This is a genomic window from Kitasatospora sp. NPDC057692 (assembly GCF_042799475.1).
GTDB lineage: Bacteria > Actinomycetota > Actinomycetes > Streptomycetales > Streptomycetaceae > Kitasatospora.
The window spans coordinates 152,251-165,499 of the sequence record NZ_JBHVIV010000006.1 but is presented as its reverse complement, the minus strand read 5'-3'; the positions used below and the strand labels follow the sequence as shown (position 1 = coordinate 165,499).

The following is a 13,249-nucleotide window of genomic DNA, read 5'->3' as shown; positions in this document are numbered from 1 at the left end:
CCCGGCGCCGCAAAGTCCCCGGGTTCTCGCCCCCGGGGGGGCGGGCCCCCGGGCCCGCCGGGGCCGGCCCGCCCGGCACCTTCGCGCGATCCACGGAGACCTCCACGCCATGACGCACACCCGTCCGGCCGCGGCGCCCGCGGCCCGAGTGGCCCTCGCGGGCGTCCTCGCCCTGTTCGCAGCGGCCTGCAGCAGCTCCCCGTCCGAGCCGGGCAAGGGCACGTCGACGCAGGTCAAGGGCGTCCCGTCGGTCTCGGCGCCGCCCACCATCGCCACCGCCGCCGACCAGGCCCTGCCGATCGACCCCTACCTGCTCAGCTACGAGCAGCGGGACCAGCTGGAGCGGGCCGCGTCCGTGCTGGTGAGCCGCTGCATGGCGCGGTTCGGCATCCAGTACCAGGCCCCGCCGCAGATCCCCGGCGGGAACCGGCCGCGCAGCCGCACCGACCGCCGCTACCTGGAGACGACCGCGGCCGGCGCCCAGGCGAACGGCTACCACGCGGCGGCGGGCGACCAGCCCACCCCCGCTCCGGCGCCGCCCCAGCTCTCCGACTCCACCCGGCTGGTGCTGACCGGCAGCACCTCCGCGAACGTCAAGAGCGGCCAGGGCGGGCAGGACTACAACGGCGCGACGATCCCCAAGGGCGGCTGCCTGGGCGAGAGCAAGGAGAAGCTCGGCGGCGGGGACGCCCAGCTCGCCCGCGACATCGACGCCACCGCCCGGGAGAAGTCCAAGACCGACGACCGGGTGCTGGCCGTCTTCCGGACCTGGTCCGAGTGCATGAAGGCCGAGGGCTACGACTACGCCGACCCGATCAGGGTCCTGGACGACCCGCGCTGGGCCTCCGCCGCCCCCACCGACGTGGAGCGCGCCACGGCGGTGGCCGACGTCGGCTGCAAGGCGCAGGCCAATGTGGTCGGTGTCTGGTTCACCGTCGAGGCGGCCTACGAGACCCAGCTCATCGAGCAGAACGCCCCGGCCCTCGCCCAGGTCCGCAAGGACAACGAGGACCGGCTGCGCGTCGCCGCCCAGACCCTCGCCTCCTGACGGGGGCGGCCCGGCCCGGCGGCCTGGCGCCCCGGACAGCGCGTGACAACCCCGATGCCGGGTCAACCGGTCTGCTCGGTTCGACAGGTCGGCCGGCTATTCGGAACGAGGGTGGGGCGTGGACGAGTTCATGTGGTCGAAGGCGGCGCCGGAGGCGGCGGCGAAGGACGGGGCGGACGGCGGACGGGCGGCCCGGCGGTGCCCGCGGGCGCTGCTGCCGGCCGTGGCGGCGGCGCTGGCACTGGCCGGGTGCTCCTCCGGCGCCGGTGACGGGACCTCCTCGGCCCCGGCGGCCGCGCCGCCCCCGTCCCAGACCGCCGCCGGACCCGGGGCCGCCGAGGCCGCGCGCGACGCGGGGCTGCCGTTGGAGGCGGCGACGCGGGGGGACGCGGAGAGCCAGGCCGTCTCCGCGAACGCCCTGAACAAGCTCGCCGCGAAGTGCGCCCGGGACCAGGGCTACCAGGCCACCGAACGGCCGCCGGTGACGGCCGAGCAGATCCTGGCCCAGCAGAAGGCGCAGGGGACGGCCGTGAACCCGTACGCCTGGCCGGACGTCCAGGCGCTGAAGGACTTCGGCTACGCCGGCTCCGCCCACGGCCGGGACGCGAAGCCTCCGGAGACCGGGCAGCCCGTCGTCGCCGACTCGGCGGGGAGCGCCGCGGCGGCCAAGTGCGCCAAGGAGGCCGCGGCCGGGCTGGCGGCGGCGGATCCGGCCGGGAACTCGGCCCGGAGCCGGCTGAGGGAGCTGACGGCGCAGGCGGACCAGCAGACCGCGGCCGACCCGCGGCTGGTGGCGGCGCTCGCCCAGTGGTCGGGGTGCATGAAGCCGAGCGGGTACGCGTACGCGAGTCCGCAGGAGGCGGCGCAGCAGTTCGAGAAGGTGGTCGGCGCCGCCGGGGCCCAGGAACTGGCGGTCGCCCGGGCTGACGCCGACTGCCGGGCGGGCAGTCGGCCGGCGGAGGTGTGGTTCCAGGTCCGTTCGCAGGTGGAGCAGCGGATCGTCGAGCAGAACGCCCAGCTGCTGAAGGAGGTCGCCGACGCCGAGAAGCGCTACGCGCAGGCGGCGGCCAGGGCGGTGGCGGGCTGAGCCCGAAATTCGCCGACAACCCTGACGGATGGTCAGGTCGTCTGCATAGTTGGACAGTTGGATCTATTTTCGGAACGAGGGTGGGTCGTGGCCGAGTTCGAGGGGCCGGACGTCACGCCGGAGGAACCGGCGGACGACGAGGTGGGCGGCGACCGGGGGGTCCGGCGACGGCGGCGGGCGCTGGTGCTGGTCATGGCGGCGGCGGTGGTGCTGGCCGGGGGCGGGGTGGCCGCCTCGACGATGATCAAGTCGCCCGCCCAGGCGGCCGCGGACAGCGAGCCGCCGGCGCCGGACGTCCTGACGGCGGCGGTGGAGAGGCGGGTGCTGACCGACTCCGTGGTGATCCGCGGGCAGGTGAGCGCCGGGCAGTCGGTGGACGTGGCCCCGGCCGGGGGCGGTGGCACGGCGGGGGCGAAGCCGGTGGTGACCAAGCTGCCGGTCAAGGTCGGCGACCAGGTCCAGGCCGGGCAGTCGGTGCTGGAGGTGGCGGGGCGGCCGGTGTTCGCGCTGCACGGCGACCTGCCGGTGTACCGGGACCTCAAGCCCGGGGCCACCGGGCAGGACGTCCGCCAGCTCCGCCAGGCGCTGCAGGAGCTGGGCTTCGGCTCGGACGGCGACCCGGAGGACACCTACGGTGCGGCCACCAAGGAGGCGGTGAAGCGGTTCTACGCCGCGCGCGGCTACGACCCGCTGCCCGCCCTGCCGGACGGGGACGTCCAGGTGGCCGCCGCCCAGGACGCGGTCACCGTCGGCGAGCGCGCGCTGACGGACGCCAAGGACGCGCTCAAGCTGGCGAAGAAGCACTACGACGACGCGGTGGAGGCCGCCCGCCGGCAGGCTCAGCAGCAGCAACAGGCTCAGCAGCAGCAAGCGCAGCAGAGCGCCGCGCCGACCGCGGCACCGACCGCCGGGGCGGCCGGCACCGACCGACCGGCGGCCTCCGGCGGCGAGGCCCCGGCCCCGGCCGGGGAGAGCCCGGTGGACGCGGCCCGCACCGCCGTCGACACCGCCCAGAAGCAGGTGAACCGGGCCACCGAGGACCTCGCCAAGCTGCGGAAGAAGCTCACGGACGCGAAGGCCGCCACCGGCCCGATGGTCCCGGCCGCCGAGCTGCTCTTCCTCTCCGGCTTCCCGGCCCGGGTGGACGCGGTGGCCGGCCGGATCGGCGGCGAGGTGTCCGGCAAGGTGCTGACCGTCTCGGCCGGGGCGCTGGTGGTCAAGGGCACTCTGACCATCTCCGACAAGGGCCTGGTGCACCCCGGGCAGACGGTGGAGATCCTCTCCGAGGTGACCGGCGTCAAGGCCGCCGGGAAGGTCGGCGCGGTGGCCGACACCCCCGGGGACGGCCAGCAGGCCGGGGCCGCGCCGGGCGGCGGTCCGGGCGGCGGCCAGAACCCGGCCCCCGCGCAGGGCGCCCCCGCGAACGGCTACCAGATGGTCGTCCAGCCGGACGCCCCGCTCGACCCGCGGCTGGCCGGCCAGGACGTCCGGCTGACCGTGCAGGCCGCCTCCTCGGCTGGCCCGGTGCTGGTGGTCCCGCTGTCGGCGGTCTCCGCGACGGCGGACGGCAGGACGGTGGTGACGGTGTACGAGAACGGGCAGCGCCGCCGGGTGGAGGTCACCCCGGGAACGGTCGGCGGCGGCAGCACCGAGGTCCGGCCGCTGGCCGAGGGCACCCTGAAGGAGGGCGACCAGGTGATCGTCGGCGTCAAGGACGCCACCGGGGCGGGAGCCAAGTGAGCGACGCCGCCGACACCGCACCGGCCGCCCCCGTCATCGAGTTCCGCCAGGTCGGCCTGACCTACCCGGGCCCGCCGCCGGTGGCCGCCCTGAAGCCGTGCGACCTGGCGGTCGCCGCCGGCGAGTACGTCACCGTGATCGGCCCGTCCGGCTCCGGGAAGTCCACCTTCCTGAACATCGCCGGCCTGCTGGACGCCCCCACCGCCGGCCACTACCTGCTGGACGGCATCGACACCGGCGGGCTCCCGGACGCCGACCGCACCGCGCTGCGCGGGCGCCGGATCGGCTTCGTCTTCCAGTCCTTCCACCTCCTCCCGCACCGCTCGGCGGCCGAGAACGTCGCCCTCGCGATGCTCTACACGGCCGGCCGGGGGCGGCGGGGCGCGGCCGAGCGGCGCGAGCTGGCCCGGGCGGCGCTGGTCCGGGTGGGCCTCGGCCACCGGCTGGACGCGCTGCCGACCCGGCTGTCCGGCGGCGAGCGCCAGCGGGTGGCGATCGCCCGGGCGCTGGTCGGCCGGCCGTCGCTGCTGCTCTGCGACGAGCCGACCGGCAACCTGGACACCGTCACCGCCGAGTCGATCCTGGCCCTGCTGGACGAACTCCACGCCCAGGGCCTCACCGTGCTGCTGATCACCCACGACCCCCAGGTGGCCGCCCGCGGCCGGCGGACGGTGGCGATCCGGGACGGCGTGCTGCGCGAGGAGGAGGTGGCGGCGGCATGAGGCCGATCCGCCCTCGCGACCGGGTGGTCGAGCCCTCCCGGTTCCCGCTGCGCGACCTGCTCGCCGAGGCGCTGGCCGGGGTGCTCCAGCGGCCCGCCCGCTCGGTGCTGACCGGCCTCGGCACCGTCCTCGGGGTGGGCACCTTCGTGGCCATCCTGGGGCTGACCGCGACCACCTCCTCGCAGATCGACTCCCGGTTCAGCGTGCTGAGCGCGACCGAGGTGAGCGTCGAGGACGTCGGCGGCACCCGCCCCGAGCTGGTCCCGCTCTCCTTCCCGGCCGACGCCGACGCGCGGATCCAGCGGCTGAACGGGGTCGAGGCGGCCGGCGTCTACTGGCCGGTGAGCCAGGCCTCCGGCACCGTCCGCGCCGCGCCGGTCGGCCGGCAGGCGGGCGGCGAGCAGGTGTCGGTGGTGGCCGCCTCGGCCGGGGTGCTGGCCGCGGCCGAGCCGCACCTGGTGCAGGGCCGGACCTTCGACAGCTGGCACGACTCCACCGGCCGGCAGGTCGCGGTGATCGGCGCGGCGCTCGCCGCCCGGCTGAGCATCACCACGCTGGACACCCAGCCGGCGATCTTCCTGGCGAACAAGCCGTTCACGGTGATCGGGATCGTCGACGACGTGAAGCGCAAGGCGGACCTGCTGCTCTCGGTGACGGTGCCGCGCGGGGCGGCCGCCCGGCTCTGGGGCGAGCCGGAACGCGACCGGGCCAAGATGATCATCTCGACCAGGATCGGCGCCGCCCGGCAGATCGCCGCCGAGGCCCCGCTCGCCCTGGACGCGGCGCACCCCGAGTACTTCAAGCCCGTCCCGCCGCCGGACCCGCGCACCCTGCGCTCCAACGTCACCTCCGACCTCAACCAGCTGTTCCTGCTGCTGGCCGGCATCTGCCTGGTGATCGGCGCGGTCGGCATCGCCAACACCACCCTGGTCGCCGTCCTGGAGCGGACCGGCGAGATCGGCCTGCGCCGGGCGCTGGGCGCCCGCGGCCGGCACATCACCGGCCAGTTCCTCTCCGAGTCGGCCTCGCTGGGGCTGATCGGCGGCCTGGTCGGCACCTCGCTGGGGGTGCTGACCGTGCTCGGGGTGGCCGTGGCCCGGGACTGGACCCCGGTGGTCAACCCGGCGACGGTGGCCGCCGCACCGGCGATCGGCCTGCTCACCGGGCTGCTGGCGGGGGTCTACCCGGCCTGGCGGGCGGCCCGGATCCAGCCCGCCGAGGCGCTGCGCCGCTGAGTCCGGGCGTCCCGCGGGCGGGCCCCGGCGGCCCGCCCGCGGGACGTTCCGGGGACATCCGGGGACAAACGTGAGGCATCGGCGCGACACTACCGACAAATCGGATATTCCTCACGTAGTGTCAGCCCATGCCTACGCCACACGGATCGCGCGGCGGCATGGCCTTCAGCGCCGACGAAGTCCGCGTGCTGCGCCGCGCCCTCGCCCAAGCCCTGCACCCCGCCGTCCCCGTCCACCTCCAGTTCCCCGGCCGCCCGGCGCACGCCGACGCGGGCGCCGCGCTGTGGGCCGAGGACGTCCAGGACGCGCTGCGCCTGACCGAGGCGATCGACGAGGCCGTCCAGGAGGGCGGCCGGCTGCGCGCCTTCCTCCTCGCCGACCTCGCCCGGTACCGAGCCGCCCTGCCCGGCAGCGTCACCGGCTACCTGGAACGGCTGGAGGAGGCGGTGACCGACGGCTACCTGCCCGGGCCGGAGGACCTCACCGCGCTGCGCGGGCTCACCCGCCAGCCCTGCGGCCACGGCGAGCGCTCCCGCCGCTCCCGGCTGGCCGGGCGCTGCCACGCGCTGGCCGAGGCCGCCGTCCGGGAGCGGCTCGCCCTCAGCACCGGCCAGCGCCACCTCGTCGCCGTACCGAGCCCCGCCGCACCCCCGAGCACCCCCCTCTCCCCTGTTGGCACCCCTGTTGGAGGACGGATCCCGATGAGCAGCACCGAGCCCCCCGTCGAGCAGTCCGCCGACCCCCGCGCGCCCCAGGACCGCCGGCCCGCCGGGCCGCACCGGATGCCCACCCCCGCGGAACTGTTCGGCCGCCGGCCCAAGCCGCCGGCCCGCCCGGCCGCGCCGCCCGCGCCCGAGGACGCGGAGCTGGCCACCGGCACCGGCTGAACCCGCCCCGCCACCGCCCTCCGGGGAGGCCGCGCCGGATCCGTCCGGCACGGCCTCCCCGGTTCCGTTTCCGGCGGCCCCGCCGCACCGCGCGGCACGGCAATCCCGTGGCGGAGCACCGGTCGGGGCTGGCTACTCTGGTGGGGTGAGCGATCAGAGCCCTATCCCCGCGACCGACGACCTTCCCGAGCAGATGCGCGTCCGGCGCGAGAAGCTGGACCGGCTCCGGGCCGCCGGTGTCGACCCCTACCCGGTCGGATTCCCCCGCACCAGCACCATCGCCGACCTCCGGGCCAAGCACCCGGACCTCGCCCCGGACACCGCGACCGGCGAGCGGGCCGGCATCACCGGCCGGGTGATCCTCTCCCGCACCGGCGGCAAGCTCTGCTTCGCCACCCTGCGCGACGGGTCGGGCGACCTCCAGGTGATGCTCTCCCTGGACAAGCTGGGCGAGGAGCGGCTGTCGGCCTGGAAGTCCGACATCGACCTCGGCGACCAGGTCGGCGTCGAGGGCGAGGTGATCACCTCCCGGCGCGGCGAGCTGTCGGTGATGGTGGACCGCTGGGAGCTCACCGCCAAGTGCCTGCGCCCGCTGCCGGACAAGCACAAGGGCCTGACCGACCCGGAGGCCCGGGTCCGCCAGCGGTACGTCGACCTGATCGTCAACCCCGAGGCCCGCGAGATCCTCCACCTGCGGTCCAAGGTGGTCCGCTCGATCCGCCGCACCTACGAGGAGCGCGGCTACATCGAGGTCGAGACCCCGATGCTGCAGCCGGTGCACGGCGGCGCCAACGCGCGGCCGTTCAAGACGCACATCAACGCGTACGACATCGACCTCTACATGCGGATCGCCCCCGAGCTGTACCTCAAGCGGCTGGTGGTCGGCGGCGCGGAGAAGGTCTTCGAGATCAACCGCAACTTCCGCAACGAGGGCGCGGACTCCACCCACAACCCCGAGTTCACCTCGCTGGAGTCGTACGAGGCCTACGGCGACTACGACACCCAGGCCGAGCTGATCCGGGCCACCATCATCAACGCCGCCCGGGACGCCCTGGGCACCACGGTGATCAAGGGCCTGGACCCGCACGGCGTGGAGCACGAGATCGACCTGGCCGAGCCGTGGGCCGAGGTCGGCGTCTACCCGGGCATCTCCGAGCACCTGGGCACCGAGGTCACCCCGGAGACCGGCGTCGAGGAGCTGCGCAGGCTGGCCGCCGAGCACGGCATCCCCTTCGAGAAGGAGTGGGGCCACGGCCAGATCGTGCTGGAGATGGTCGAGCGCCTGCTGGAGGAGAACGCCGTCCGGCCGACCTTCATCAAGGACTACCCGACCGAGGTCTCCCCGCTCACCCGCCAGCACCGCTCGATCCCGGGCGTGGCCGAGAAGTGGGACCTGGTGATCTTCGGCACCGAGATCGGCACCGCCTACTCCGAGCTGGTCGACCCGGTCGAGCAGCGCGCCCGCCTCACCGCGCAGTCCCTGCTCGCGGCCGGCGGCGACGTCGAGGCGATGCAGGTCGACGAGGACTTCCTGCGGGCCCTGGAGTACGCGATGCCGCCCACCGGCGGCCTCGGCCTCGGGGTGGACCGCCTGATCATGCTGCTCACCGGCAAGAACATCCGGGAGACCGTGCTCTTCCCGCTGGTGAAGCCGGAGCCCAAGGCGTCCGCCGGTGCGGCGGAGAAGACCGAGGAGGAGTGACCTGATGGACTACGTCAGCGCGATCGTCCCGCCGCTGGTCATGGCGATCGGCTTCGGTTTCCTGGTGCGGGCCATCATCCGCAGCCAGGGCGGGGCCCAGAAGTCCAAGGAGGACCTGGCCGACTGACCCCGTCGGCCGTCCGCGAGCACGCCGCGCCGCCATTCCCGGATTCCGGGGGTGGCGGCGCGCCGGTTTGGCGGCACTTCACAAGATTTGCCCCATTCACTCCCTATCCTGGCCGGACTATGGTCCGGCAACTCGGCGAACTTGAGAACGCCATCATGACCCGGGTGTGGCAGTGGAACCGACCGGTCACGGTTCGCGAGGTTCTCCTGGATCTGCGGTCGGAACGGGAAATCGCGTACACCACGGTGATGACCGTCCTGGACAAGCTGCACAGAAAGGGCTGGCTCCGCCGGGACCGCGCGGGGCGCGCCTATCGATATGAACCGGTCTCCTCGCGTGAGGCGTACACGGCGGCCCTCATGAACGACGCATGGGCCACGAGCGACAATCCCGCTGCGGCCCTGGTGCACTTCTTCGGCCTGATGTCGCCCGAGCAGCGGGAGGCGCTGCGGGACGCCTTGCGGGTGGCCGCTCTGTCCCCGTCCGATCCGGCCGCCCCGGATTCCCCGGAGACCGGGCCGCAGGACCCGCCGGAGAGCGGAGCGGATACCGGGGAGACCCGATCGGGACCGGCGCGATAACGTCCCGCCATGGAGGTCACCATCCGCCGGGCGCGGACCACGGACGTGCGGGCAGTGCGCGGGCTCATCGACGCCTACTCGCGCGACGGGATTCTGCTCGACAAGCCCACCGTCACACTGTTCGAATCGGTGCAGGAGTTCTGGGTCGCGGAACGCGACGACGACGGGACCGTGGTCGCCTGCGGCGCGCTGCACGTGATGTGGGAGGACCTCGCCGAGGTCCGCACCCTCGCCGTCGACCGGTCCTGCCGAGGTCACGGCGTCGGACACCTGCTGCTGGAGAAGCTGCTGCAGACCGCCCGCTGGCTCGGCGTCCGTCGGATTTTCTGCTTGACGTTCGAGGTCGCCTTCTTCGCGAAACACGGTTTCGTGGAGATCGGAGAGCTCCAGGAAACCGATGATGGTACGACAGACCCGGCGGCGATCGCTACGGATGTCTATGAAGAACTTCTCCGCTCGTACGATGAAGGTGTCGCCGAGTTCCTCGACCTGGAGCGGGTGAAGCCCAACACACTGGGCAACTCGCGCATGCTGCTGCACCTGTGAGCCGCCCCCGGACGGCCAGGGGTTTGTGTTTTCCGGGGAAAGGCGCTTTCCTTTCCTTAGGCAATGGGTCGTTTAGCGGAAAGGGAAGCCCGTGGCACAGAGGGTGCAGGTCATTCTTGAAGACGATCTCGACGGCGGGTCGGCGGACGAGACGGTCACGTTCGCGCTCGACGGCGTTGCCTACGAGATCGACCTGAAGAGCGCCAACGCGGACAAGCTCCGCGGTCTGCTGGCGCCGTACGTGGAGAAGGGGCGCAAGCAGAGCGGCCGCCTCGCCGGCACCCGCCGCGCGGGCCGCGGCACCGCCCCGCGCCCGTCCGGCAGCGTCCCGGACACCGCCAAGATCCGCGCGTGGGCCAAGGAGCAGGGCCTGGAGGTCAACGACCGCGGCCGTGTTCCCAGCAACGTGCGCGAGGCCTACGAGAAGGCCAACGCGTCCTGAACCGGGCGACGCCCGGCGGCCCGGACGGGTGCGGGGTTCCGGGCGCCGCGTGAGGCGTCCTCGGCACAGCCGCGGGGCGCGGAGGGGTCCCCCCCGCGCCCCGCGGCGCACACCGTCACGGCCTGTGCAACGCTGTAAGGACGAAACGCTGTAAGGACGAAGCGGCAACGCGGACGCCACCGGGACGGCGCACCGGCCGTCCGGCCGCGGCTGATCCACCGTCAGCGGCGGCCCGACTTCTCGCCGGGCGAACACCGCCACCGTGGAAACTGCGCGAGAACCACCCCGATACCGGGTATGAATGCAGGGGGACGGGGTCCGGGACTCCGCCCGGGGCAGGACGCGTGACCGGTCGGACACCCACCGGCAGCGTCGCGGCGGAGGTTGTTCGCCGATGGCGTAGCGGTATCCGGTGCATCCGGCCCGCGTGCGGGAACACCGTCTTCCAGCATCGGGTTGGGATTGGTGTCGGCTGGTCGCGCAGCATCTCGCTCCCCTTCGAGGGAGTGAATCCGTGGGCCGCGCCGCTGAGCGGGACTAGCATGCGGAAGGACAGGGCGGGGACGGACCCCGAACTGCCCGACCGCTCTGAGGAGCGATAAACGATGTTCGAGAGGTTCACCGACCGCGCGCGGCGGGTTGTCGTCCTGGCTCAGGAAGAAGCCCGGATGCTCAACCACAACTACATCGGCACCGAGCACATCCTCCTGGGTCTGATCCACGAGGGTGAGGGTGTCGCCGCTAAGGCCCTGGAGAGCCTCGGGATTTCTCTTGAGGCCGTTCGCCAGCAGGTCGAGGAGATCATCGGCCAGGGCCAGCAGGCCCCGTCCGGTCACATTCCCTTCACCCCCCGGGCGAAGAAGGTCCTGGAGCTGTCGCTCCGGGAGGCCCTGCAGCTCGGCCACAACTACATCGGCACCGAGCACATCCTGCTCGGCCTGATCCGCGAGGGCGAGGGCGTCGCCGCCCAGGTCCTGGTGAAGCTGGGCGCCGACCTCAACCGGGTCCGCCAGCAGGTCATCCAGCTGCTCTCCGGCTACCAGACCCCCGGCGGCAAGGAGTCGGCCACGGCCGGCGGGCCCGCCGAGGGCACCCCGTCGACCTCGCTGGTCCTGGACCAGTTCGGCCGCAACCTGACCCAGGCCGCCCGCGAGGCCAAGCTCGACCCGGTCATCGGGCGCGAGAAGGAGATCGAGCGGGTCATGCAGGTGCTGTCCCGCCGCACCAAGAACAACCCGGTGCTGATCGGTGAGCCCGGCGTCGGCAAGACCGCCGTCGTCGAGGGCCTGGCCCAGGCGATCGTCAAGGGCGAGGTCCCGGAGACGCTCAAGGACAAGCAGCTCTACACGCTGGACCTGGGCGCCCTGGTGGCCGGCTCCCGCTACCGCGGTGACTTCGAGGAGCGCCTGAAGAAGGTCCTCAAGGAGATCCGCACCCGCGGCGACATCATCCTGTTCATCGACGAGCTGCACACCCTGGTCGGCGCGGGCGCCGCCGAGGGCGCCATCGACGCGGCCTCGATCCTCAAGCCGATGCTGGCCCGCGGCGAGCTGCAGACCATCGGTGCCACCACGCTCGACGAGTACCGCAAGCACCTGGAGAAGGACGCCGCGCTGGAGCGCCGCTTCCAGCCGATCCAGGTCGCCGAGCCGTCGCTGCCGCACACCATCGAGATCCTCAAGGGTCTGCGCGACCGCTACGAGGCCCACCACCGGGTCTCCATCACGGACGCCGCCCTGGTCGCCGCCGCCACCCTGGCCGACCGGTACATCTCGGACCGCTTCCTGCCGGACAAGGCGATCGACCTCATCGACGAGGCCGGCTCCCGGATGCGCATCCGCCGGATGACCGCGCCGCCGGACCTCCGCGAGTTCGACGAGAAGATCGCCGACGTGCGCCGCGAGAAGGAGAGCGCGATCGACGCGCAGGACTTCGAGAAGGCCGCGTCCCTGCGCGACGACGAGAAGCAGCTCCTGCAGGCCAAGGCCAAGCGCGAGAAGGAGTGGAAGGCCGGCGACATGGACGTCGTCGCGGAGGTGGACGAGGAGCTCATCGCCGAGGTCCTGGCCACCGCCACCGGCATCCCGGTCTTCAAGCTCACCGAGGAGGAGACCTCCCGGCTGCTGCGCATGGAGGACGAGCTGCACAAGCGCGTCATCGGCCAGAAGGACGCCATCAAGGCGCTCTCCCAGGCCATCCGGCGCACCCGTGCGGGCCTCAAGGACCCGAAGCGCCCCGGCGGCTCGTTCATCTTCGCCGGCCCGTCCGGCGTCGGTAAGACCGAGCTGTCCAAGACGCTCGCCGAGTTCCTCTTCGGCGACGAGGACGCGCTGATCGCGCTGGACATGTCGGAGTTCTCGGAGAAGCACACCGTCTCCCGGCTCTTCGGTTCGCCCCCCGGCTACGTGGGCTACGAGGAGGGCGGCCAGCTGACCGAGAAGGTCCGCCGCAAGCCGTTCTCCGTCGTCCTCTTCGACGAGGTGGAGAAGGCCCACCCGGACATCTTCAACTCGCTGCTGCAGATCCTGGAGGACGGTCGCCTGACCGACTCCCAGGGCCGCGTGGTCGACTTCAAGAACACCGTCATCATCATGACGACCAACCTCGGCACCCGGGACATCTCCAAGGGCTTCAACCTGGGCTTCGCGGCCCAGGGCGACAGCCAGACCGGCTACGAGCGGATGAAGGCGAAGGTCGGCGAGGAGCTCAAGCAGCACTTCCGCCCCGAGTTCCTGAACCGTGTCGACGACATCGTCGTCTTCCACCAGCTGTCCGAGGACGACATCATCCAGATCGTCGACCTCATGATCGACAAGGTGGACGAGCGGCTCAAGGACAAGGACATGGGCCTGGAGCTCAGCGTCGAGGCCAAGAAGCTGCTGGCCAAGCGCGGCTACGACCCGATCCTGGGCGCCCGGCCGCTGCGCCGGACCATCCAGCGCGAGATCGAGGACCACCTCTCCGAGAAGATCCTCTTCGGCGAGCTGCGGGCCGGCCACATCGTGGTCGTCGGCGTCGAGGGCGAGGGCAAGGACGCGAAGTTCACCTTCCGCGGCGAGGAGAAGTCCGCGGTCGCGGACACCCCGGCCGCTGTTGCCTCGTCGGGTCCCGACCTGACGAAGTAGCAACATT

At 72.9% G+C, this 13,249-nt stretch carries 11 protein-coding genes and 1 pseudogene; all 12 read left to right on the top strand.

The genetic code is table 11. The features are described 5' to 3' along the window. Positions 1 to 109: 109 nt before the first annotated feature. The 12 genes and pseudogenes from ACFVFS_RS06005 to ACFVFS_RS05950 all read left to right on the top strand — a co-directional run bounded on the left by ACFVFS_RS06005 (position 110) and on the right by ACFVFS_RS05950 (position 13,242). Entirely contained in the window at positions 110 to 1,048 is a 939-nt protein-coding gene (locus ACFVFS_RS06005; protein ID WP_380620623.1) for a hypothetical protein, read from the top strand. Between the two features lie 118 nt (positions 1,049 to 1,166). Continuing rightward, positions 1,167 to 2,135, top strand: coding sequence for a hypothetical protein (locus ACFVFS_RS06000; RefSeq protein ID WP_380620621.1), 969 nt, complete (start codon positions 1,167 to 1,169; stop codon positions 2,133 to 2,135). An 87-nt stretch (positions 2,136 to 2,222) separates the two neighbouring features. Beyond that, positions 2,223 to 3,875 carry a peptidoglycan-binding protein gene (locus tag ACFVFS_RS05995; protein ID WP_380620619.1) on the top strand — a complete coding sequence of 551 codons (1,653 nt, stop codon included), beginning with the start codon at positions 2,223 to 2,225 and terminating at the stop codon, positions 3,873 to 3,875. After that, the gene (locus tag ACFVFS_RS05990) at positions 3,872 to 4,597 is read left to right on the top strand and encodes an ABC transporter ATP-binding protein (protein ID WP_380620617.1); all 726 of its coding nucleotides are present in this window, start codon (positions 3,872 to 3,874) and stop codon (positions 4,595 to 4,597) included. Before ACFVFS_RS05995 ends, ACFVFS_RS05990 begins: the two co-directional genes overlap by 4 nt. Beyond that, entirely contained in the window at positions 4,594 to 5,832 is a 1,239-nt protein-coding gene (locus ACFVFS_RS05985) for an ABC transporter permease (protein WP_380620615.1), read from the top strand. Before ACFVFS_RS05990 ends, ACFVFS_RS05985 begins: the two co-directional genes overlap by 4 nt. Positions 5,833 to 5,960: 128 nt before the next feature. Further along, positions 5,961 to 6,719 (top strand): hypothetical protein, encoded by a 759-nt coding sequence (locus ACFVFS_RS05980; RefSeq protein ID WP_380620613.1) that lies wholly within the window; start codon positions 5,961 to 5,963, stop codon positions 6,717 to 6,719. A 160-nt stretch (positions 6,720 to 6,879) separates the two neighbouring features. Continuing rightward, a pseudogene (lysX, locus tag ACFVFS_RS05975) lies at positions 6,880 to 8,421 on the top strand (bifunctional lysylphosphatidylglycerol synthetase/lysine--tRNA ligase LysX); the annotation flags it as partial. 4 nt (positions 8,422 to 8,425) lie between these two features. Continuing rightward, on the top strand, positions 8,426 to 8,548 hold the full coding sequence (locus ACFVFS_RS05970; RefSeq protein ID WP_380620611.1) for a hypothetical protein: 123 nt from the start codon (positions 8,426 to 8,428) through the stop codon (positions 8,546 to 8,548). Between the two features lie 119 nt (positions 8,549 to 8,667). After that, positions 8,668 to 9,129 (top strand): BlaI/MecI/CopY family transcriptional regulator, encoded by a 462-nt coding sequence (locus tag ACFVFS_RS05965; protein ID WP_380620609.1) that lies wholly within the window; start codon positions 8,668 to 8,670, stop codon positions 9,127 to 9,129. Between the two features lie 9 nt (positions 9,130 to 9,138). Beyond that, positions 9,139 to 9,675, top strand: a complete 537-nt coding sequence (locus tag ACFVFS_RS05960; protein WP_376086356.1) for an amino-acid N-acetyltransferase — start codon at positions 9,139 to 9,141, stop codon at positions 9,673 to 9,675. A 91-nt stretch (positions 9,676 to 9,766) separates the two neighbouring features. Further along, a complete protein-coding gene (locus tag ACFVFS_RS05955; RefSeq protein ID WP_380620607.1) occupies positions 9,767 to 10,117 on the top strand; it encodes an Lsr2 family protein in 351 nt (116 codons plus the stop codon). A gap of 605 nt (positions 10,118 to 10,722) precedes the next feature. Beyond that, positions 10,723 to 13,242 (top strand): ATP-dependent Clp protease ATP-binding subunit, encoded by a 2,520-nt coding sequence (locus ACFVFS_RS05950; protein WP_380620605.1) that lies wholly within the window; start codon positions 10,723 to 10,725, stop codon positions 13,240 to 13,242. Positions 13,243 to 13,249: the final 7 nt, after the last annotated feature.